The sequence below is a fragment of the Pseudoalteromonas sp. PSi26 genome (genome assembly GCF_054960575.1).
Genome location: NZ_JBHNYT010000002.1, coordinates 312,916 through 335,433, shown reverse-complemented (window position 1 = coordinate 335,433; position 22,518 = coordinate 312,916). Strand labels below are relative to the sequence as shown.

Genomic DNA, 22,518 nt, shown 5'->3' with positions numbered 1-22,518 from the left:
ATTAAATCCCCTTACTTATGCTAGCCATTTCTTGTGCTACACCTGTCACAATTGTGAGTGAGTGCTTGGCTTTAGAGCCATACTCAATAGTCGTGGCAACTTGCACCATGTTGCACGATATACCTGCTGTAAAGTTAAATCGCCTTGGGCATTCTAAATCAAGTGCACCTTGATTTAAGTTAATCATTTTACTTTGCATATCGCCGTGCGTTGCAATTGTCATACCTTCACCGTTGTCTCCAGAGTGGTGTGAGACTTCATCGGGCGTTAAAAAAAACTGGTTTGCAGCTCCTTTATTAGCCTCATCAGAAATCATTCTTTGCACTTCACCAATAAGTTCGTTTTCAGCGACTTCTCGCTCTTGCGCTGCATTTGTAATTTTAACGTCAATACTGCTGCTACTCATCAGTGTTACAGCAATACCAGTGACGGCTATTACCATAATTAATGCAGTAATAAGCACAACACCTTGCTGTTTTGTAGGTGAGCTTTTTAAATACGCCATAAGTTTGATCCAACGTTGTTTAATCGAATTGTGGTAGTAAATACGGTACGTCTGTAACTGTCATTAAATGTTAACTGACGCTTATTATCGTCTTCGCCCAAGGTATATGTTTGATTCTTTAATTTAAGGCCCGGGTCTTCTTGTAAAGCTCTTATTAATAAGAATACTTGAACGGTTAAAATACCCTTTCGGTCTTCCCAGTCTGAATGTTCCATATCACCGATACTTTTATAGGTATCAATGCGGCTGTCACTATTTGTGTCGAGGCCAAAAACAAAGCGCATATTTTCTACGCCTTCCATTATTGTCTCTGTAGAAATATTAGCCCCTACCAAGCGTTTTCTCATCAGTGCAGGAACAGTAATATTTTTATTATTAACCTTGTACGTTTGCTCAGAAATGTAATAAACGTGGTGGCTATAAGGCCAAACAGTTGCATTAATATTTAGCGCACCAGCATTGACTACGCCGCGAACAAATTGCGCCTTTTCTTGCTCTGCAATAAAATAGTTTTGACCCGCTTGAGTTTCGTTTCCTCCAGCTCCTACGGTTAAGCGGTTACCTTGTAAAAACTTAAGCTGTAAAATATCTGTACTTTTAACGGGATTACTCACGCAATTTAGTTCTTTAGACTCTTCAGCAACCTTTGCATAAATAGTTCTAAAGTTAGTGGTAGACGCTAAATCAGGAAAACTCCCATTATTAGCCCCTTCAAAGCAATCTGGTGCAGGGGTTGTTGCTGAAGCCCTTGTGGTGTTACCTGCGACAAATGAGTCATCGTAGTATGTGCCCCAAAACCCAATTTGTTCTATATCACGCTGCATAATATTAATAGCAAGACGCGCAGACTCTTGGATCTCGCCTATGGTCATGGTGTCTTTTGTGGTTACTTTCATACCAATGTAGGTAAACATAACGCCACCAAGAACTAAACCACCTATAAAAAGCGAGATCATCATTTCTACAAGGGTAAACCCTTTTTGCTTCATGCTTAGCTCCTTAAGTAAATGTAACTAGTTAAAACAACTAAACGACGCTTTTTGTCTGATTCGCCACACTCAATCGCAGCTGTTGCATCATTAGCTGTAAACTCTTGCCTACCTTGCCATGAGATAATCACTTCTAAGTTAAACGCTTTTCCACCTGACCCACCAACTGCCGTTGGCGTAATACACACAGTTGCATCATCTAAGGCACCTGTGTTCTCTCGCGCTCTGATTGCTCTTTTCCATTGTTCTAAATCTAAAGCCGCCACTTGCGCTGCACTACAGCTTGCACTGAAACAAGTTTGAGACGTTGATGTGGAGGTTTCACTGTTAAATGTTCTAGCATAAAGCCCTACTAGCTGAGGTGTATCATTTGCACGAATACGCTGAATAATGTCGTTTCCAAGCGCAACAGCTGCGGCTCGCTGCATAGAATCAAAGCTTGCTTGCTTAGCTTTAGCTTGCAAAGCCACGGCCCCTAATAAGCCAAAACTTAAAATAATAAATGCAATAAGTACTTCAATTAGTGTGAAGCCTTTTTGAAATTTTGTTTGAGACGATTGCATACCAAAACCAAATAAAAATTATCTGATTATAAGTTTATGGCATTAAAATTTAGATTCAATACTTACTCGGATGAACGGTAGAATTTGTTGATAAACGGTTAACAGCTAGGCTTTTAATATATTTTTAACTGCTTTTAGCTCCCGTCGGCTTACGGCTAACTTTTCTTTGCAACCAGCAAGTTCAATAGTATGTAAACCAGCACTTTGTGTATTTAAACACAGCAGTTTATTTTTATTTACTAGGGTGTTTCTATGAATTCGTAACAATTGAGCGGGGTAAAGTAGCTCTAACTGTTTTAAACTTTGTTCAATAAAGGCCTCTCCACCTTCAAAAACCATATTAGTGTATTTTTCCTGTGCATTAAAATAGAAAATATTTTCAAGATCTACACTTTTTATCACCCCTGCTACCTGATAACTAATTTTAGGTGATTGCTGCTTTTGTACATGCGCTTTATTTAAACGCCCTAGTTGTTCTAGTACTTTAGCTAAAGACTGCTCTGTAACCGGTTTAACTAAATACCCTGCTGCACTTAACTGCAATGCATCTAATGCATGTTCAGGGTGAGCCGTTATAAATACTATAGCTGGCGGCAAAGCCAAGCGGCTAAGCTCATACGCTACTTGCAGGCCATTAATACCGGGCATATCAACGTCTAAAAAAATTAAATCGGGATTATATTTGTTAGCAAGCTTCAACGCTTCATTACCATTTGCCGCTTCTGCTTTTATCGTTATGCTGTTTTCATTTGTTAAAAGCCGTTTTAAGCGTATTCTAGCTAATGGTTCGTCATCAACAATTAGTACATTCATAAGCTATTCTCAATGTGTTTAGGAATAACAACTTTCACTCTAAATACGTTGTCTCTATTGGTAATAGTAAGCTGCGCTTTATTTTTATAGTAAATATTTAAACGCTGACGAATATTTTCAAGCGCCATGCCGTTATTAGGCCTAGTTTGCACCTTTGAGGCTGCAATTGAGTTTGAAACAATCATTGTTATATAGCCGGTTGTGATATGCAGTTCTACATTTATTGTCGCGCCGTCTTCACTTGCTTCAACACCGTGGCATACTGCGTTTTCAATCAATGGCTGTAGTGTTAAACACGGTATATTCAATGCTGGGAATTCTTCTGGAATGAGCCAATTAACTTTTAATCGTTCACCAAAGCGCCATGTTTCTAAAGCAATATATTGCTTACTCAGTGTTACCTCATCGTTTAGTAGCACGCTTTTACCAGAACGCATTGCTGCTTGCGATAATGCAGCTAAAGCTAAGATAGCTTGCTCTGCGGCCGCAGCATCCTGATGCGTTAATTCTGCTGCTGTATTTAAGCTGTTATATAAAAAATGTGGACGAATTCGTGCCTGTAAAGCATCTAATTCTGCACGTGAAAGTGCCTTAGTTTGTTTCTCTTTCTCAGCATAAATAAGTAAAAACTGCACAAACAACGCAACCAAAAAAGCGACAATAATAGTATTTTGCAGTACAAAATAAATAAGGTGTTTAGTTGTATTTATGTCAAACGCAAAGCGCGAAAATAAAACACTAAATAAGCTGGTAAATAATAAAAAAGAAACAAAAAAAAGTGAAAGTTGCAAAACATGAGTACGATTTTGCAATAAAGGTCTGGCTATATACAACGATGACGTACTTGATAAAACGATTAAATGTAGAAATAAGCTAATTATCCCAAGCCTAAGCCATATATCCCCCTGAGCGTGCGGAGCAAATGCTAAAACGACCGCTATAACTTGAGTGACAACAAGCGAGGCAAGTACACCTCGCTCATTAAAAAGAGCCGAAAAAAGCAGTGCATCCGATTGAAGCGGCTTGCCCATGACAGCTCTCCTTGTAATCTAAATAGTTAATTTATATAGATTAACGCAGCTCCACAGGAACAGCAAATACGATATTTTCTTCTTCGCCTGGATTTTCGACAACTTGCTTACCGCCAAGTTCTTTCAAACGACTGATTACTTGTTGAACAAGCACTTCAGGCGCAGATGCACCAGCCGTAACCCCTACTGAATTAGCGCTTGAAACCCACTGTTCTTGTACGTCAGTCGCATCATCAATTAAATAAGCGGTTGTGCCCATTTTATCCGCAAGTTCGCGCAATCGATTTGAGTTTGAGCTATTTTTCGCACCAACAACTAATAATACATCAACCTTATCAGCTAGGTCGCGAACAGCATCTTGGCGATTTTGAGTCGCGTAACAAATATCATCCTTGCGCGGGCCGTCAATTGCTGGAAACTTTTCTCGTAATGCGTCAATGACATCTGCGGTGTCATCAACAGAGAGTGTTGTTTGACTACAATAAAATAAATTTTCTGCATCTTTAACATTAAGCGCAATAACATCGTCTACGGTTTCTACTAAATAAATACCGCCAACATCATTGTCGTATTGCCCCATGGTGCCTTCAACCTCTGGGTGACCATGATGGCCAATTAAAATACATTCAGTTCCCTTGCGGCTTGCGCGGGTTACTTCCATATGTACTTTAGTAACAAGTGGACATGTTGCATCAAACACTTTTAGTTCTCTGCGCTTGGCCTCAGAGCGTACCGCTTGAGATACACCATGCGCACTAAATATAACAATGCTATCGTCTGGTACTTGGTGCAATTCTTCGACAAACACAGCACCACGATTTTTTAAGCCATCTACAACATATTTGTTATGAACAACTTCATGACGCACGTAAATTGGCTTTTCAAAAATATCTAAAGCGCGCTCTACTATACTAATTGCTCTGTCAACGCCTGCACAAAAACCACGTGGGTTAGCTAATAAAATATCCATTAGCCCTCTACCTCAATAATATCCACTTCAAATGTTAAGCGCTGCCCAGATAACGGGTGATTAAAATCAATCGTAACCGACTCACCTTGCACTTCACGCACTAACCCAGGAAGTTCTGTTCCATCAGGTTGTGTAAACGCAATAATGGCACCTACTTTAGCAGGTGTCTCTGCGCCAAATTTACTACGATCAACGTAATAAATATTATCTGGATTTGGCTGACCAAATGCATCTTCAGGCTCTAATTCAAACGTTTTACTTTCACCTGCGCTTAAACCTAATAGGCACTTCTCAAAATTTGCCGTTAGGCTGCCATCGCCCATTGTTAACTTTGCAGGTTTGTTGTGCACTTTAGTTGAATCAGCGGCAGAGCCATCTTCAAGTTTTATAGAAAAATGAAAAATAACTTGCGAGTTTTCACCAATTACAGCTTGGCTCATGCTTTATGCTCCTTCGGACTCTCACCTGTAAAGGCGTCAAATAATAACAATGCCGCGCCCACACAAATAGCACAGTCAGCAAAGTTAAATACTGGAAAATGTGAGTCTTCATAAAATACGTGAATAAAGTCAATTACATAACCGTAAGCAATACGGTCGTATAAGTTACCAATAGCGCCAGCAAGCACTAACGAGTAAGCACCACATAACACTTTATTAGTTGCAGGTAATCTTTTTAGCCACCACACCAATAAGGCACTTATAGCAATTGCAATTGCGCTTAAAAACCAACGTTGCCAACCACCAGCATCACTTAAAAAACTATAAGCAGCACCATAGTTATGCACATAGGTAATACTAAAAACAGGTAGTAAATTAATAGACTCGCTATAAGCCATAGTATTTACAACAAGTGTTTTACTGGCAAAGTCTATTGCTAAAAGCAATAGACTCAACCATAACCACACTAAACCACTTTTTTGGGCTAGTTTGCTCACTAAAAACATCCCCTAAGCGAATTGACGCTTTTCGCCTTCGCCATCAACATTACTAACACAACGACCGCAGATTTCTGGGTGAGCAGGTTCAACACCTACATCGTCGCTGTAATGCCAGCAACGCTCGCATTTGGCGGCATCTGTTGCTGCAACGCTAATGTACAAACCTTCTATTTCTGTTTCTTGCGTATCTGCAGGCTGGCTATCAACACGTGTAACGTTAACAGCTGACGTTAACAGTACAAAACGCAGCTCATCACCCAATGCCGTTAATTTATTTGCCAGCTCTTCGCCCGCAAATAAATTAACCGTTGCTTGAAGTGCAGCACCAATAACTTCTTCTTTACGTGCCGCTTCTAATAAACGGTTCACTTCGTCACGTACATTTAAAATTGCTTGCCAGTCATCATTACTAAACTGGGTATGTGTTGGTGCTTGTAAACCTTCATACCACACTGATGTGAATACGTAATCACTGCGTTCACCCGGTAATGCTTCCCAAATTTCTTGCGCTGTAAAGCTCATAATTGGTGCCATCCAACGCGTCATTGCTTCAGCTATATGGTATAGCGCTGTTTGACAAGAACGTCGCGCATGGCTGTCGCTCTTTGCAGTGTACTGACGGTCTTTAATTACATCTAAATAGAACGAACCAAGCTCGCCCGTACAGAAGTTCATCAGCTTTTGCGTAACTAATAGCATTTGGTAGCTATCGTAAGCGGCTAAAATTTCGTCCTGGAGCTGAGCTGCACGTCCAACAATCCACTTATCAAGCTCAACCATATCGTCAACAGCCACTTGATCTGTTTTAGGATCAAAACCATTTAAGTTAGCTAATAAATAACGGCTCGTGTTACGAATACGGCGGTAGCGATCTGCTGAGCGTTTAAATATTTCGTCCGATACAGTCATTTCTGCCGTGTAATCAGTAGAGGCAACCCATAAACGTAAAATATCTGCACCTAGCTTATTCATAACGTTTTGTGGAGAGATAACGTTACCTAACGATTTAGACATTTTTCTGCCGTTTTCATCAACGGTAAAACCATGTGTAAGCACTTGCTTATAAGGGGCATGGCCATTAATTGCAACCGATGTCATCATCGACGACATAAACCAACCACGGTGTTGATCCGACCCTTCTAAGTATAAATCTGCTGGGCCTACTAATTCTTCACGCGCATCAACAACACACGCATGCGATACGCCTGAGTCAAACCATACATCGAGTGTATCTTGCACTTTCATGTATTGTTTAGCGTCTTCTTCGCCTAATAGTGTTTCTGGCTCTAAGTCATACCATGCTTGAATACCTGACTTCTCAACTAATGCAGCAGCTTGCTCAATAAGTGCTTGGGTATTTGGGTGTAATGCACCGGTGTCTTTATCAACAAATAAAGCAATGGGTACACCCCAAGTACGTTGGCGAGAAATACACCAATCTGGGCGACCTTCGACCATGTTTGCAATACGGCTTTCACCCCACTCTGGTAGCCACTGCGTATTTTTAATTTCAGCCAGTGAATCTTTACGTAAGTTAGCCTGATCCATACTAACAAACCATTGCGGCGTAGCGCGGAAAATAATAGGGGTTTTATGACGCCAGCAATGCGGGTAACTGTGAGTAAGCGCATGGTGATGAACTAAAGCGCCACGCTCTTTTAAAACTTCAATTACGCTCGCGTTAGCTTTAAATACATGCTGGCCTGCAAATAATTCTGTATCAGGCAAGTACACACCATTTGCGCCAACTGGGTTAGCAACTTCAAGGTTATAGTTTAAGCCTGCCACGAAATCTTCTTGACCATGTCCCGGTGCTGTATGCACCACACCAGTACCTGAGTCCGTAGTTACGTGCTCTGCAACAATCACCGGTACACTAAAATCATAAAAAGGATGTGCTACCTGTAAATTTTCAAGTGCAGCGCCTTTTACATAGCCTAAAACGTGGTAATGATTAAAACCAAACCGATCCATAGCATCTTTTACAAGCTCTGAGCCTAAAATTAAACGCTGCTCAGCGCCTTCATCTTCAACTTGAACCAATGCATATTCTAGGTCAGCATGAACAGCGACTGCACGGTTGGCCGGAAGCGTCCATGGTGTTGTAGTCCATATTACAGTGCCAACATCACCTTTACCTTTATGCCCTTCAACCATATCAAACGCGTTAACTACGGCGTCTTGATCATCAAAAATAAAACGCACATCAATGGCTGGCGATTGTTTATCTTGATACTCAACTTCAGCTTCAGCTAATGCAGAGCCACAATCAGTACACCAGTGCACAGGCTTTGCGCCTTTGTGCAGGTGACCATTTTTTATAATACGGCCAAGCACACGAATTGCATTCGCTTCAAAGTCAAAGTTCATTGTTAAATAAGGCTTGTCCCAATCGGCAAACACACCTAAACGTTTAAAATCAACTTTTTGACCTTCAACTTGCTTTTTAGCATAGGCGCGGCATTTTTCACGAAACTCGCTGGCAGTTACTTTAACGCCAGGCTTACCTACTTTTTTCTCAACCATTAGCTCAATTGGTAAACCGTGACAGTCCCAACCTGGAATATATGGTGAGTCGAAATCTGATAAGGTTTTAGACTTAACAATAATGTCTTTTAAAATTTTATTGACTGAGTGACCTAAGTGAATGTCGCCATTTGCATACGGAGGGCCGTCATGCAAAATAAAGGTTTTTTTACCCTTTTTAGCGCTGCGGATTTGACCGTATAGGTCGTCTTCATACCATGCTTTTAGCATTTTTGGTTCACGTTGTGCCAAATTGCCACGCATTGGAAACGGTGTTTCCGGTAAGTTCAAAGTATGTTTATAGTCGCTCATTTATCCTACATTCCGTCTCTATCGGCTACCTGATTTAAACCAAAACACTGTTTAGCGGCGGCAACGTCTGTTGCTATTTGCGCCGTTAATTGTGTTAATGTCTCGAATTTTTTCTCATCGCGGAGTTTTTGTATCAACTCAACGTGCATAAATTGTCCGTAAATGTCTTGTGCAAAGTCAAAAAGATGAACTTCTAGAAGTGCACGTGTCCCATTAAATGTGGGTTTATTGCCTATATTAGCAACCCCAAAAACCTGTTTCCCTGCAATAGTCGCCTGCACAGCAAACACCCCATTCACGGGGCAAACTTGGCGCTTTAGCGCTATATTTGCAGTTCTAAAGCCAAGTTCACGGCCTCGTTTCCAACCATGTATAACACGCCCAGAAATTGCATAAGTATGACCAAGCATTACTTTTGCATCGGCTAAGTTGCCACATGCCAATGCTTCACGTATTAACGTGCTGCTTACTCTAGCATTTAACTGGTGAAAACTCGCAGTGCTTTGTACATCCATGCCTGCTTGTTTACCCATATTTACAAGTAAATTAAAATTACCTTTACGTTGTTGGCCAAATCTAAAGTCGTCACCCACCGTTAACGCTTTAACACCGAGTTTTTTTATGAGTATCTCATTTACAAACTGTTCTGCATGCATATTTGCAAACCGCTGGTTAAAGCTAATACAAATTACACGTTCAATGCCTAAATCACTTAATAAACGTAACTTGTCGCGTAAGCGAGTTAACCTTGCTGGGGCATTATTTTTTGCAAAAAACTCTTGAGGTTGAGGCTCAAACAACAACACCGTACTGGGTAAATTGTGTGCTTTAGCGTCGGCTAACAAGCCTTTTAATACTTGCGCATGACCTAAGTGAACGCCGTCAAAATTACCAATAGTTAACACACATCCAAAATGGTGTGGGCGAATATTGTGTATACCTCTAATTAACTCCATGCCACCTAAAGCCTTTTTTCAGCAAGTATTATCACGACTTATATCAAGGAAAAGCCACAAGGCTGCCGATTATAATCTTTTTTTTAGTTTGATTCAGTAATTGCTACACTTTTTATCGTATTTAGTCTTACACCCATTAAAAAGAGCATTGCAAAGTAGCTAACTCCTGCTAATACAACAAGGGCAATTAATAATATAACCTGTTGTACGAAAGCCCACGAGGCCCAGAAATAGTAACTACTTACATACCATGTAACACACCCCATGACTAAACTTGCAACGATGCACTTTATTGTGAAACGCAAACTCATAGAAGAAAACTGATACACATTTTCTTTTTTTAGCTGCCTATAAAGTAAAAATGCATTACAACTGGCTGACATTGATGTAGCGAGTGCTAACCCTAAGTAACCTATAAAAGGGGCTAACATAATATTAAATACCATATTTAGCACAAGGGTTATAATACCAATGCGTACGGGCGTTTTAGTATCTTGACGTGAATAAAACCCAGGCGCGAGCACTTTAATCAACATAAAACTAACTAACCCTACAGAGTAAGCTACAACACCTAAACTTACCGCTTTTACATGATCAACACTGTCCTCTTTAAAGGCACCATGATCAAATAACACCGTAATTATAAGTGGGCTAATTATCATTAAGCCAACCATTGCTGGTATACCTAAAAATATTACAAAGCGAACTCCCCAGTCGAGTGTATGCTGAAAATCGCTCAATTTTTTACTGCTATGCAATTTAGAGAGTGCGGGTAGAATAACCGTCGCAATACCTATTCCAAACAAACCAAGCGGAAACTCTATTAGCCTGTCTGAGTAATAAAGCCATGCTATAGAACCTGTCATCAGTAATGAGGCAATCATAGTATCTAGTAATAAATTAATTTGGCTTATCGATACGCCAAACAATGCAGGCAGCATAAGCTTACGCACTTTTTTTACGTTTTCGTCATGCCAAGCCCAGCGCGGGCGAGCCAACATTTTAGCGCGGAATAAAAAAGGTAATTGAAATAACAATTGCACAATACCACCGACAAATACACCTATAGCTAGGGCGTATGCACCTACACTAAATTTGTCATGTAAAAAAATTGCACAGGTAATAATTGATATATTTAGTAACACAGGGGTAAATGCCGCAACGGCAAAACGGTTGTAAACATTCATTACCGCACCGCTCAGCGCGACTAAACTTACAAACAATAAATACGGAAAGGTAAATTTTAATAACGAACTGGCCAGCTCAAACTTCTCTGCATTGGGGCCGCCTTGCCACCAATCAATAAACCACCCTGTACCAAATAAAGCAGCGATGACCGGTGAAGCCACTACACCAAAAATAGTGACTAACAATAAAATAGTGCCCAGCGTACCTGCAGTTTGGGCAACGAAGAGCCTGACTTTATCATCACCTTGTTGCTCTTTTATTTCACTTAAAACGGGTACAAATGCCTGTGCAAAAGCGCCTTCTGCAAATAAGCGACGTAAAAAGTTAGGAATTCGGTTAGCAAATAAAAATACGTCAGCCGCAGCACTTGCGCCAAGTAAATTGGCAACAACTGCATCTCTTACGAGCCCTAAAATACGCGAGATCATAGTCATGCAACTAACAATCATACCGGAGCGAAATAAACCTTTTGACACCTTAAACCTACTTAAAAATCCCTAAGATACGCGATTATGCCACAGTCTTTTTTATAAATCGCTTTAAAGCACTAGGCTGGGGGTCTGTGCTTTGTTACAATAGCGTCATTAACTGCTAAAGCGGCAAATTAATGTTCGTTATAAGGAGCAGTTTTTCTTGAATAGTTAAATTTAATTGACATTCATGATAGAAACAGGCATATTCCACGGCCTTTAATTTAAGCTTTATTTTAAGATTGTTAGGAGCAAACCTTGGCTAACATCAAGTCTGCAAAAAAACGCGCTATTACTAGCGAAAAGAACCGTCAGCACAACGCAAGCCGTCGCTCAATGATGCGCACTTACTTCAAAAAAGTAGTTGTTGCTATTGAAGCTGGCGATAAAGAAGCTGCACAGCAAGCTTTTTCTGTTGCTACACCTATCCTAGACCGTTACGCAACTAAGGGTCTAATCCACAAAAACAAAGCAGCTCGTCATAAGAGCCGTTTAGCAGCTAAGATCAAAGCGCTATAATTTGCTTTTGTTAGAATATAAAAAACCGGCTTTTGCCGGTTTTTTTTTACTTAAAAGTTTTTGGCCTACATAATTTCTAAATCTGGATAAAACTTTTTAAGCATGGCTGCTATTTTTTTAGGTGTAAACGGTTTTACGATAAACCCTTTAGCGCCTTTATCTATGGCATCTTTTACATTTTCAACAGCTGAATGCGCAGACACCATAATTACATTCGTTTCTGGACTCATCTCGTTGATTTGTGCAATTAATTCTTTGCCGTCTCCATCCGGTAACTCAATATCTAAAAAAATCATACTGTATTTTGCAGCTTGGCATTCACTAATACACTGTGAGGCAGTAGATGCTTCCTTTACATTGTCTATCCCTAGATGCATGAGCGTTTGACTCAAAAAACTACGCACCGTGCTAACGTCATCCACTATTAAAATTGATAGCTGCGTGTCCATCTTCATTCCTCATAGGCTATAAGCTAACTTTACGTTATTATAATAATTAGCTTAGTATATAAATTTACTATTTGAATTATAAAGACCTATGTAAAAAAGGCCAGATCTGCTTTATGTCAAAAACACCAAAAAAACAATCCTTGCTAGGTAAAACACCAACAAGAAAAAAAACAACACAAAAAAATAAAACTCGGGCAACCTCTCAAAGGCAGGCACAAACTAAACAACACACTATTGATGCAGAGTTAAATAGCCAAGAACCTAAAGCCAAAAAAGGACTGTTAATAACGCTCGCTATTATTGCAGTTATCATTATAGCTTTTCCAAAGCCAACTTTACTCACCTATAAAAAATTAGGGATGGTTAGCGAAAGTATTTATTGGCCTGGTGTATTTGGATACGGTGCAACGCTTGTAGACTCACATTTACATCCTAAGTTTGACGATAAGCGCAAATCTCTTTATTTATGCAGTGATTTACAGAATCCTCAGAGCTGCCAAAAGTATCAAGTTATTGCTGACGACGGTCTAATTTCAGCGATTAAAAGTTACTTTTAGCATTAATAAAACTAATCTGAAAAATGTAAAATTACTTGGTTGAAAGGTGCGCAAAAGATCACCATAATGGCGCTCCTTTTTTCAACAACTGAACTATTGAAACGACCATGCTAAATGAGCTAGATTGGCTTTTAAACACGATACTACTTGCACTAGGTTTAGGTGCATTCTTTATTAACCACATAACATTACTGCGCGTAGCTGCGATAAGTGCATGTGGCCTGCTATTTTTATCATTTAGCTTAGATCTTATGTCGTCGAGTGTTATTTCAAATATGAGTTTGGTATTGATCAATACATTTTACCTGTTTAAGGTTTATACATTTGGGCAACTTAATGTAACTCAGAGCTAACAACTTCCCCTAGAATATTTTATAGCCCAGCATTGCTGGGCTTTTTTTATTGTATAAATCAAAATGGTTGGGTAATTAGGTGAACTGAGATAATATTGGCCTCGTATTACATTATTATGAGATTTCGGTATGTCCTTATCTGATTTTGATTTGTTTTTATCTTCCATGGAAGATGTGACCCCTATTAGCAGTGATACTATTAAACCGTTATCAAGCAACCCTCATTCTTCACTTGCGCAACAACAAAAGCGACAAGCGGCTGAAAATACTCTATCAACAGATGAAAACTACTTAAGTACAGAGTCTGTAGAGCTTGTTGAGCCATTTGCTATATTAAGTTTTAAAAAAGACGGAGTACAAGGCCCTGTATTTAAAAACTTACGTTTAGCAAAGTATCAAGTTGATGCGACCTTAGACCTTCATGGCCAGCTACTTAAAAATGCACGCAATACGCTCTTTAATTTTATTAATGACTGTCAGCAGCAAAATGTACGTGTGGTGCTAATTAGGCATGGTGTAGGAATTAAAAATAAAACCAATCCGGGAATACTTAAAAGTTTTGTAAATAAATGGCTACCTGAGTTACCGGCGGTTTTGGCATACCATACTGCACAGAGGCATCATGGAGGGAGTGGAGCAACTTATGTTTTACTTAAAAAAAGTGCCGATAAAAAACACGAAAATAGAGAAATCCACAGCAAGCGCTAAACTTGCTGTGGTGCCATTCTATAAAATAGTTGGCTGATTAAACCAAGCAGATACGCCTAAAATTATTATAGAAATTATAATTAAGCTTAATCTAGCACCACCCTGATTTGTTTTCATTTCACCCTCTTTATATTTTTCTTGTTGAGAACATATACAACATTAATAAAAATTACATATGTTAACAAGCTGTTTCTTTAAATATTTATCAATATCCTTTCGTTCTATCTATTCGATTATTTAAAGTAATACCTTGCTGCAAGCGTTCGACGTTTTCTGCTATTTGTGCTGAAACACTGTTTATATCTGATAATGCAGCACAATGCGGTGTAAGGGTTATTTTATCATGCTGCCAATAAGGGTGTTCTCTACTAAGAGGTTCGTGTTCAAAAACGTCAATGACTGCTGCACGAAGCGAATTCTCTTCCAAGGCATTAAGTAAATCAGCCTCTATAACATGCTCACCTCGTGCAACATTAATAATAACTGCATGATTAGGAAGCATACTAATCGTATATTTATTGATAATACCTTTTGTTTTATTAGTTAATGGCAACAAACAGACTAGATAATCAATATTGCAAAGCATTTCTTTAAGCCCTTGTTCGCCATAAAATAAATTAACTGTATTACTGGTTTTATGTGTATGGGCCCAAGCATTTACAGTAAAGTTATTGGCAAGAAGTCGTTTCGCACATGCTTTACCTAGCTCCCCAAATCCCAAAATACCTACATTGTTTTGTTGATAAGCCCTTTTGGGCTTCCATTGGTGCTGCATTTGCTTAATAAAGTATTCTTTTAATCGTAATTTTTGCGCTAAAACATGGGTAAGTACATATTCGGCCATGTCTTGTGCCAATTTTTCATCAACTATACGCACTACATCTACGTCATCACCAAGCAAATTTAAATCAATACTGTCTACACCCGCACCAAATGAAGATACCGCTTTAAGGTTTGGCAACTTTGCCCACATATCATGCGGTGCTTTCCATGCTAATACAAAATCAATAGCTTCTAGATTATTGCAATCTGGCCACTGCTGTATTTTTGTAGAGGGTAATCGGGCTTGTAATTGCGCTATTAACTTTGTGTTATCTCGCCCTGTAATTGCTACTAATACCGACATAGTTACTTCCATAATAAGTTTTTATAAAATCCATGCTGACTAATCAACACTTCGGACCCTTTACACTTTAAAAGGTCACACAACTGCAAAATAACTGTCACACCCTTTTTTTACTCTACAGACATGGCAATCGTGCTAAATTAAAAAGAGGTTTGTATGATCAGTGTTGATAAAGTAATTGCAGCAAACTTACCACAATTAGAAAGCTCACCAAAAGTAAAAAGCCTAGTAAAAAAGGGATTAGGCTATTTACTACATGAACAAGAGTTTGTAGCCTTTGCCGACACCTACCCTCATTTACAAGGGCTAGAATTTGTTGAACAAGTTCTCGATGAGCTCAATTTTGATACACGTTATAAGCCAAAGCAAATAGAGCATATTCCTAGCGAAGGTAAATTAATTATTGTTGCAAACCACCCTATAGGCTCTTTAGATGCGCTTGCATTAATTAAAGTGCTCTCAAGCGTAAGAAAAGATTTAAAGGTTGTTGCTAACCGTATGCTCATGTCGGTGACTCCAATGCACGATTTACTTTTACCTGTAAATAACTTATCTGGCACAAGTAAGAAACAAGAGCTTTATAATATTCACCAGCATCTGAAAAATGAGGGGGTATTATTAATATTTCCCGCTGGTGAAGTATCACGACTGAGCCCTACAGGTATCAAAGATTGTAAATGGAACAGCGGGTTTTTGCGCATCGCAAAAAAAGCCAATTGCCCTATATTACCTATTTATATAAAAGCTAAAAACAGCCCATTATTTTATGGGACTTCAATAATATACAAACCCTTAGCAAGCTTATTACTAGTAAAAGAAATGTTTAAACAACGCCAGAAATCGTTAGAGTTTGAAATTGGTGCGTCTATTCCTCCAGCGTCATACCTCATAGAAAATTTAAAAGATAAAGAGATTGTTAATTTAATACGAAAACAACTGTATCGTCTAACAACTAAAAAAACCTTACCACTTAAAACACAAACTCCTATTGCTGTCCCAGAGTGTAGAAAAGAGCTTAAAAAAGCAATAGATGCGTGTCAGCTTCTGGGGGAAACACAAGATGGTATGCATATTCATTTATATCAATATACGGGTAGCTCACCTATTTTTAGAGAGCTAGGGAGGTTGAGAGAAATAGCTTTTAGAGCTGTAGGTGAAGGTAGCGGAAAACGCCGTGATATTGATAAGTACGATATGGACTATCAACACTTAGTTCTTTGGGACCCAACTCAATTAGAGTTGGTAGGCGCGTATAGGCTAGCTTGTGCTAAAGAAATAATTGATAAACATGGCCGTAAAGGTCTGTATACCGACAGTTTATTTACTTATAGCACTGAAATGGGCCCCTACCTAGAGCAAGGAATTGAACTTGGTCGTAGCTTTGTTCAGCCAAAATATTGGGGGCGCAAAAGCCTAGATTACCTGTGGTACGGCATTGGCGCTTTTGTTAAAAACTACCCACAATATCGTTATTTATTTGGGGCTGTTAGCGTGTCTAATACGTTACCAGATCCGGCAAAGGCCATGCTAGTGTATTACTATCAGCATTATTATAAAACCGATGAGATACTTGCTACTCCAAATAATGAATTCAAACTAAGCGAACATGAACTTACACAGTGTGACATGGTTTTTTGCAAAGACGATGTTAAAGAAGACTTTGTAGAACTAAAGCATGTGCTTGCTAACATGGGTGCGCAAGTTCCCACTTTATTTAAACAATATACAGAGCTATGCAAACCTGGCGGGGTGAAGTTCTTAAGTTTTAGCGTAGATCCCGACTTTAACAATTGCATTGATGGTTTAGTATTGGTTGACTTACAGAATGTTAAAGACAACAAAGCAAAGCGATACTTAAGCTAATTGAAGCGAGGTTACCCTCGCCACTATCAGGGTTTTAATTGAGAACTAACTAACATTACCGTTCTATATAAATACGTGAAAGTAAGTCATAATAAATTGCTTCAACTTTTATTAAGTCATCAATAGATACGTGCTCATTAACCTGGTGAATTGTATGGTTTCTTAGCCCACATTCAATTACTTGAGTATGGCTGTTAGCAAAAAAACGACCGTCAGATGTGCCACCACTGGTACTTAGAACTGGGTAGTTTCCAGTTTGACTATGTATGGCTTGTTCAACACAAGTAATTAAACTCCACTTGCTCTTAGGTTGGGTATAGTAAGGTTCACATGGACGCTCCCAATTAATAGTTATGTAACGTGAAAATTCATCCAACGAATTGTCCAATATTGATTTAATTTTTTCACTGCTGTACCGATGGCTATAGCGAATATTAAATGTTATTTCACAGTGACTAGGGACTAAATTATCGACCACATTGTCAATATTTATGCCTGTAACTTGCAGTGTTGTTTTTGAGCCAGCGTCATCTAAGTGCCACGCTTGTTCACTCAGTTTATTGACTATTTTGGCACTAATATGTGCGGCGTTAATGGTATTTTGAGGATAAGCTACATGACCTGCCCTGCCCTTTACCAGAATACGTGCTGAAAGTGCACCACGGCGACCGTTTTTAATTGTATCGCCAACATGTGTCGAACTAGTTGGCTCGCCTACAATACATCCGTCTAAAACAATCCCATTTGAAGAAAGCTTATTGGCTATTTGCGCAGAGCCAAACTCAGCCTCGCCTTCTTCATCAGAGGTAATGAGCCAATAAAAAGTCCCCGCTTTTGATGATGTGTTATTTATTAATTTTTTTGTGGCAGTTAGCATAGCTGCCACACCTCCCTTCATATCAGCGGCACCTCTTCCGTAAATTACGCCATTAATTATTCTTCCATCAAACGGAGGGGTTAGCCAGTCACCATTATCTGCGGGAACCACATCAATGTGCCCTGAAAAAGCGACACACGGCCCCTCATTGAATTTAATATGCGCAATTAAGTTAGTGACACCATTACTCGTAAACTTTTCACAGCAAAAACCTTGCTCAGATAACTGCTCAACCAGCCAATCTATTGCGCCGGCTTGATTCGGCGTTACTGATTTAAATTGGATAAGCGTTTGTAATTTATTTATTAATTCGGCGTTTAGCCTTTGAGAAGTGACTGCGTGTTGTGAAACAACTAAAGACATTTTTTTAACACCTTTATTACTAAGTAAGGCATTATTAAATAGTGAGAGTATGACTAAGAGATGTCAGCTTTTATACATTCTGATGATTATTACTTATATAGATTGTCAATCATTGCTGTTACGAAACAGCGTCAAAATTAATCTAAATCAATAAAATACTTTTCAACGTTCAATCATTTTTGAAACTTTGATCTAGAACAGGTTTTTCATATTTGTTAAGCGTAATAATGGCGTCAATCAAAAAGTAGTTCTTGGAGAACAACATGAAAACCAAAATTAGCATTGCATTATTAACCTCTTTATTAGCACTCTCTCCAGCTGCACACGCTAACTTCAGCGTAAATCTGGGTGCTATTAACGTAAACCCAGATAACAGTGGCTCTGCAATTAACGAAGCCCCTTCATTAGGTCTAAAAGGTGATTCTAATACTCAGCTAGGTATTACCGTAGACTATGCATTTAATGACAACTGGGTATTAGAATTGATTGCTGCTACGCCATTCTCTCATGATGTAAATGGAACAGGCGGCTTGGCTGGTAATAAAATTGCTAACATTAAACACTTGCCACCCTCGTTAGTGGCACAGTATCACTTTTTAGATACAAGCTATCAGCTTAGACCATTCATAGGTGTTGGTGTTAATTATACAACCTTTTTTGATGAACAGCCTTCACAAGCTCTTAAAGCAACCCTTGGTACAGACGATGTTAAAGTTGAGCTTGATGACTCTGTAGGATTTTTAGTACAAGTAGGGGCTAATTATAAAATGGATGATCACTGGGGACTTCACGCAATGGTTTCTATAATGGATATTGATACAGATGCAACTGTGTATGCTAACAATGCAAAAGCATTAACATCAACAGTTGAGCTTGACCCTGTAGTGGCAATGTTTGGTGTGAAGTATAGTTTTTAAAGTCTAAATACAGTGTTATGTGTGTAAAAAAGGCGCTAAGCGCCTTTTTTTTTGTGCAAAGAAAACAATAACTCGGCCTCAGCCCTGGGTAACTCACACTCGCGAATAACTTCTTCTAAATCTGCACCTAACTCAACCATTTTCACAGCACGGGAATAAATCTTAGCATCGGGATCATCGTATTTTTGAGCCGATTGCTGCTGCAGTAAATCTTGGTTTTGTTGCTCAACCTCTAGAACTCGCTTGCCGATACTGAGCAAACCGGTTCTTAATTCAGCGGCTTCGCTTCTTAAAATATGAACTTGTTCTGCACATTCTTTAAGCTTTTGATGTACATCAGCAACGTCGATGGTGTGTTTATTTTTAAATGCAATAGTAAGCGTTAACGATATAAGACCTACCGCTAACGCGCTTATAGCAATACTAAGTAACAGCATAGTTTATCTGATAAAGCTTATAAATCGCTTAACTCATCCCATTCGTCATCACTAAGTAGCTTATTTAAATCAACTAAAATAAGAAGCTCATTATCTCGATTACAGACACCTTGGATAAACTTAGCGCTTTCTTCAGTACCCACATTTGGCGCACTGTCAATTTCAGAGCTACGCAGGTATACAACTTCAGAAACGCTATCAGCTAAAATGCCTATAACTTGTTCTTCAGCTTCAATAATTAATATACGTGAGTTATCAGTTGCATCAGCTGCTGACAAACCGAATCGAGCACGTGTATCAATAACGGTTACTACATTACCACGTAAGTTAATAATGCCTATTACATAAGAAGGCGCACCAGGGACTGGTGCAATCTCGGTGTAACGCAGTATTTCTTGAACTTGCATTACATTAACACCGTAGGTTTCCTCTTCTAGTTTAAAAGTAACCCACTGTAATATTTCATCATTATTATCTGCATTTTTATTTTCTGACAGTAATTTCTCTTGGTTCATGCTGTTACCCCATAATGGTCATTACTACTGACGGCTATCTAAGCCCTCTTCTAATAACATATTTAAATTGTCTACATCTATTAAAGCACACATTTTTTCTTTAATAACCCCGGCAAGCCATGGGCGCTTACTTTGATCTGTACGCCATTTTACATCTTCTTTTGTCAATGTAATGTTATTTATAAGCTTCTCAGCTAATAATCCCCATTGGCTATCTCCTAAAGTTATTAAATACTGATAATCAAGTGATGCCTCAAGTTTTTCATCGTACTTCTCTGGCATAACCCAGCGCGCTGTATCTACAACATTGAGCTTTTCATCACGGTTAAGCATAACGCCTTTAAACCACTTAGGTTTACCAAACAGGTGATTCACTTCACCTAATTGATGTATACCGCCAAGAGCTTTAAGCGGGACTGCTAGCGTAAGTCCTGCAACCTCAAAGAACAAAGCCTGAAATTCGCCGTCAAAGTAATCTGACTCACTGTTATTTGAAAGATTTAATTGTTTCTGTTTTGCTATTTTAAGGTCTGTACTCGTTGTCTCTTTTGGCGTTTCAATGACGCTAACTTTCGGTGTTGTGGCTTCTGCTTCTTTAACTTCATGCGTATCATCTAACGAAGATGATTCATGCTCAGCCACTACTTTAACTTTAGTAACTGGCTTCTGACTTTCATGAGTGGCTTCTTCGCTTGGCAAGTCACCCGGTATATTTTCTAAAAGTTTTGCTACGGGCTCTAAGTCACTGGCAAGCTCTTCTTCGCAAAGTAAGGCACCTAAGTACTGAGTCATTACTTTTTCATTAGCAAATAATTGCTTACTCATTCATTAACCTTGTTCAATTAAATAATCTAATAATGCTTTATAAGCAAATACACCACGAGAGCGAGGGCAAAACTCTATGGGTACTTTTTGTGCTAAGCTTGCATCTCTTAGTTTTGTATCTACGGGAATAACACCTGGCCAAACTTTGTTACCGTAGGTTTTTTGTAACGTTTTATAGGCTTCGAGTGATGCCTTCGTTCGTTTATCGTACATTGTAGGTATTATAGTATATTCGTAACTTTTCGCTTGTGAGCTCTGCATTAACTCCATTGTACGCATCATTCTATCTAAGCCTTTAAGCGCTAAAAACTCAGTTTGAACAGGGACTAAAATGCGCTCACTCGCAGCCAATGCATTAACCATTAAAACCCCTAAAACAGGTGGACAATCTAAAATAGCATAATCGTAATGTTCACTTATTTTGGCAAGTGTCTTTTTTAAAATTAACCCCATGCCTGTTTTATTGCCCATACTTCTATCTAATGTAGCAATAGCCATAGTAGCAGGTAATATATCTAAATTTTCGAGGGTGGATGGGCATAAGGCTTGAAGTATCTCCTCACTTTGCATACTAGTTCCACGAGCGAAAATATCGTAAACACTGACTTCTAAATCTTCAGAATCAATACCAAAGTAATACGTTAAAGACGCATGAGGATCGGTATCTATTAGTAATACACGTTTACCCTGCAGTGCTAAAATACCAGCAAGACTGACCGCAGTCGTTGTTTTACCAACGCCACCTTTTTGGTTAGCTACAGTCCAAATCTTCACATCACATCCTAGTTACTGTTCATTGCGAGTTGTAATACGAATTCCACCATGTGGTAAACGAATAATTTTAATTGTGTCATCGTCTGACGGTAATTCTACTTCTGGCTCAGGCACTACTGCCTCAGCTATAGGCTCTTCTGCTGATTTATTTTTCTCTTCTGGCAAGCCATATTTAGATAACGCTATTACTACCTTTCTATTTTCAGCTCGGCCTTTATCTGTGTCGTTAGGTGCAAAGGGTGAATACTGTCCATACCCTTCAATAGCCATTCGGGCCGAATTTATGCCAAGAGCTTCAAGCTCAACAAGTATTGAAGTTGCGCGAGCGACAGAAAGCTCCCAGTTAGAGCGAAATATTTCATTTCTAATTGTTTCATCATCTGTATAACCACGCACCCGTATATAGTTATCTACTGGCGCGACAATATCTTTTACAATTTTAACAACTTGTTTTGCTCTAGAATGAGCAACAGCGCTACCACTTGAAAATAACATACCTGAACTCAGTTCTATTATGAGCCAATCTTGATGCAATTCTAGATTGGCTTCGCCATCACGTATTTCATCAATAAGCGCTGACTGAAGTTTCGTTAATAAGCTATCAAGTGGTTTTCCTAAATATTTTTGCTGTATATTACTTGTCTCACTTTGGCCGTCTAACAACTCTGGGCCTTGCTCTTCCTTGTTGATACTTTCGCCATACAGTAATTCATCTTCAGGAGTAACTCTATCAGTAAGTATTCCTGTACCATCTACACCTGTACCTTGCTGAGAATAAACACGAGCCGACTTGTCGAATACTTGCTCTAGGGAATCGGATAAAATTTGGAAGTTTTCTTCTTTGTTAATCGCAATAGCATACATTACAACAAAGAAGGCAAACATAATGGTCATATAATCCGCATAAGATACTAACCAGCGCTCTGTATGCTGGTTTTTATGGGGCGAGCGACCAAATCGTCGACGCATCAT

At 39.0% G+C, this 22,518-nt stretch carries 25 protein-coding genes; 6 read left to right on the top strand and 19 right to left on the bottom strand.

What is annotated here, in order from left to right; genetic code table 11:
• Nucleotide 1: 1 nt before the first annotated feature.
• The 11 genes from ACFI34_RS03610 to murJ all read right to left on the bottom strand — a co-directional run bounded on the left by ACFI34_RS03610 (nt 2) and on the right by murJ (nt 11,227).
• Entirely contained in the window at nt 2–505 is a 504-nt protein-coding gene (locus ACFI34_RS03610) for a pilus assembly PilX family protein (protein WP_462672436.1), read from the bottom strand.
• Nucleotides 493–1,494 carry a PilW family protein gene (locus tag ACFI34_RS03605; protein ID WP_462672435.1) on the bottom strand — a complete coding sequence of 334 codons (1,002 nt, stop codon included), beginning with the start codon at nt 1,492–1,494 and terminating at the stop codon, nt 493–495. The genes ACFI34_RS03610 and ACFI34_RS03605 overlap by 13 nt, the downstream gene beginning before the upstream one ends.
• Before the next feature lie 2 nt (nt 1,495–1,496).
• Nucleotides 1,497–2,057 carry a type IV pilus modification protein PilV gene (gene pilV, locus ACFI34_RS03600; protein ID WP_375278953.1) on the bottom strand — a complete coding sequence of 187 codons (561 nt, stop codon included), beginning with the start codon at nt 2,055–2,057 and terminating at the stop codon, nt 1,497–1,499.
• A gap of 105 nt (nt 2,058–2,162) precedes the next feature.
• A complete protein-coding gene (locus ACFI34_RS03595) occupies nt 2,163–2,870 on the bottom strand; it encodes a LytR/AlgR family response regulator transcription factor (RefSeq protein WP_462672434.1) in 708 nt (235 codons plus the stop codon).
• Nucleotides 2,867–3,901 carry a sensor histidine kinase gene (locus tag ACFI34_RS03590; protein ID WP_462672433.1) on the bottom strand — a complete coding sequence of 345 codons (1,035 nt, stop codon included), beginning with the start codon at nt 3,899–3,901 and terminating at the stop codon, nt 2,867–2,869. Before ACFI34_RS03590 ends, ACFI34_RS03595 begins: the two co-directional genes overlap by 4 nt.
• 40 nt (nt 3,902–3,941) lie before the next feature.
• The gene (gene ispH, locus ACFI34_RS03585) at nt 3,942–4,871 is read right to left on the bottom strand and encodes a 4-hydroxy-3-methylbut-2-enyl diphosphate reductase (protein ID WP_462672432.1); all 930 of its coding nucleotides are present in this window, start codon (nt 4,869–4,871) and stop codon (nt 3,942–3,944) included.
• Nucleotides 4,871–5,311, bottom strand: coding sequence for an FKBP-type peptidyl-prolyl cis-trans isomerase (fkpB, locus tag ACFI34_RS03580; RefSeq protein ID WP_006792779.1), 441 nt, complete (start codon nt 5,309–5,311; stop codon nt 4,871–4,873). Before fkpB ends, ispH begins: the two co-directional genes overlap by 1 nt.
• Nucleotides 5,308–5,808 carry a signal peptidase II gene (lspA, locus tag ACFI34_RS03575; protein ID WP_010555931.1) on the bottom strand — a complete coding sequence of 167 codons (501 nt, stop codon included), beginning with the start codon at nt 5,806–5,808 and terminating at the stop codon, nt 5,308–5,310. Before lspA ends, fkpB begins: the two co-directional genes overlap by 4 nt.
• Nucleotides 5,809–5,820: 12 nt before the next feature.
• Nucleotides 5,821–8,649 (bottom strand): isoleucine--tRNA ligase, encoded by a 2,829-nt coding sequence (gene ileS / locus ACFI34_RS03570; RefSeq protein WP_462672431.1) that lies wholly within the window; start codon nt 8,647–8,649, stop codon nt 5,821–5,823.
• A gap of 5 nt (nt 8,650–8,654) precedes the next feature.
• Nucleotides 8,655–9,605, bottom strand: coding sequence for a bifunctional riboflavin kinase/FAD synthetase (gene ribF / locus ACFI34_RS03565; protein WP_462672430.1), 951 nt, complete (start codon nt 9,603–9,605; stop codon nt 8,655–8,657).
• A gap of 83 nt (nt 9,606–9,688) precedes the next feature.
• A complete protein-coding gene (gene murJ, locus ACFI34_RS03560) occupies nt 9,689–11,227 on the bottom strand; it encodes a murein biosynthesis integral membrane protein MurJ (protein ID WP_462672429.1) in 1,539 nt (512 codons plus the stop codon).
• A gap of 294 nt (nt 11,228–11,521) precedes the next feature.
• Here murJ and rpsT point away from each other — a divergent pair, with 294 nt between their 5' ends.
• Entirely contained in the window at nt 11,522–11,782 is a 261-nt protein-coding gene (gene rpsT, locus ACFI34_RS03555; RefSeq protein WP_006792774.1) for a 30S ribosomal protein S20, read from the top strand.
• 65 nt (nt 11,783–11,847) lie between these two features.
• Here the strand turns inward: rpsT and ACFI34_RS03550 are convergent, their stop codons facing one another.
• On the bottom strand, nt 11,848–12,231 hold the full coding sequence (locus ACFI34_RS03550; RefSeq protein ID WP_006792773.1) for a response regulator: 384 nt from the start codon (nt 12,229–12,231) through the stop codon (nt 11,848–11,850).
• A 113-nt stretch (nt 12,232–12,344) separates the two neighbouring features.
• Between ACFI34_RS03550 and ACFI34_RS03545 the strand changes: the two genes are divergently transcribed.
• The 3 genes from ACFI34_RS03545 to smrA all read left to right on the top strand — a co-directional run bounded on the left by ACFI34_RS03545 (nt 12,345) and on the right by smrA (nt 13,849).
• Nucleotides 12,345–12,788 (top strand): hypothetical protein, encoded by a 444-nt coding sequence (locus ACFI34_RS03545; RefSeq protein ID WP_462672428.1) that lies wholly within the window; start codon nt 12,345–12,347, stop codon nt 12,786–12,788.
• Between the two features lie 107 nt (nt 12,789–12,895).
• Complete coding sequence (locus ACFI34_RS03540; protein ID WP_006792771.1) at nt 12,896–13,141, top strand: hypothetical protein; 246 nt, start codon at nt 12,896–12,898, stop codon at nt 13,139–13,141.
• A gap of 129 nt (nt 13,142–13,270) precedes the next feature.
• On the top strand, nt 13,271–13,849 hold the full coding sequence (gene smrA / locus ACFI34_RS03535; protein WP_462672427.1) for a DNA endonuclease SmrA: 579 nt from the start codon (nt 13,271–13,273) through the stop codon (nt 13,847–13,849).
• Nucleotides 13,850–14,054: 205 nt separating this feature from the next.
• Here smrA and ACFI34_RS03530 read toward each other — a convergent pair whose 3' ends face one another.
• Complete coding sequence (locus ACFI34_RS03530) at nt 14,055–14,975, bottom strand: 2-hydroxyacid dehydrogenase (RefSeq protein ID WP_462672426.1); 921 nt, start codon at nt 14,973–14,975, stop codon at nt 14,055–14,057.
• A gap of 156 nt (nt 14,976–15,131) precedes the next feature.
• Between ACFI34_RS03530 and olsF the strand changes: the two genes are divergently transcribed.
• Nucleotides 15,132–16,838: a bifunctional ornithine lipid synthase OlsF gene (gene olsF, locus ACFI34_RS03525; protein WP_410900198.1), complete on the top strand. Its 1,707-nt coding sequence runs from the start codon at nt 15,132–15,134 to the stop codon at nt 16,836–16,838.
• A gap of 55 nt (nt 16,839–16,893) precedes the next feature.
• On the opposite strand, the gene dapE is transcribed toward olsF, so the two are convergent.
• A complete protein-coding gene (dapE, locus tag ACFI34_RS03520) occupies nt 16,894–18,078 on the bottom strand; it encodes a succinyl-diaminopimelate desuccinylase (protein WP_462672425.1) in 1,185 nt (394 codons plus the stop codon).
• A gap of 263 nt (nt 18,079–18,341) precedes the next feature.
• Between dapE and ACFI34_RS03515 the strand changes: the two genes are divergently transcribed.
• A complete protein-coding gene (locus ACFI34_RS03515) occupies nt 18,342–18,995 on the top strand; it encodes an OmpW/AlkL family protein (RefSeq protein ID WP_006792765.1) in 654 nt (217 codons plus the stop codon).
• A 35-nt stretch (nt 18,996–19,030) separates the two neighbouring features.
• Here ACFI34_RS03515 and ACFI34_RS03510 read toward each other — a convergent pair whose 3' ends face one another.
• From ACFI34_RS03510 to ACFI34_RS03490, 5 genes are read right to left on the bottom strand one after another with little or no spacing between them, the layout of a single operon-like run.
• Nucleotides 19,031–19,432, bottom strand: a complete 402-nt coding sequence (locus ACFI34_RS03510; RefSeq protein WP_462672424.1) for a DUF2802 domain-containing protein — start codon at nt 19,430–19,432, stop codon at nt 19,031–19,033.
• A 17-nt stretch (nt 19,433–19,449) separates the two neighbouring features.
• Nucleotides 19,450–19,947, bottom strand: coding sequence for a chemotaxis protein CheW (locus ACFI34_RS03505; RefSeq protein ID WP_006792763.1), 498 nt, complete (start codon nt 19,945–19,947; stop codon nt 19,450–19,452).
• 24 nt (nt 19,948–19,971) lie between these two features.
• Nucleotides 19,972–20,772 carry a chemotaxis protein CheW gene (locus tag ACFI34_RS03500; RefSeq protein WP_462672423.1) on the bottom strand — a complete coding sequence of 267 codons (801 nt, stop codon included), beginning with the start codon at nt 20,770–20,772 and terminating at the stop codon, nt 19,972–19,974.
• 3 nt (nt 20,773–20,775) lie between these two features.
• Nucleotides 20,776–21,546 carry a ParA family protein gene (locus tag ACFI34_RS03495; RefSeq protein WP_462672422.1) on the bottom strand — a complete coding sequence of 257 codons (771 nt, stop codon included), beginning with the start codon at nt 21,544–21,546 and terminating at the stop codon, nt 20,776–20,778.
• 12 nt (nt 21,547–21,558) lie between these two features.
• Entirely contained in the window at nt 21,559–22,518 is a 960-nt protein-coding gene (locus tag ACFI34_RS03490) for a flagellar motor protein MotB (protein WP_462672421.1), read from the bottom strand.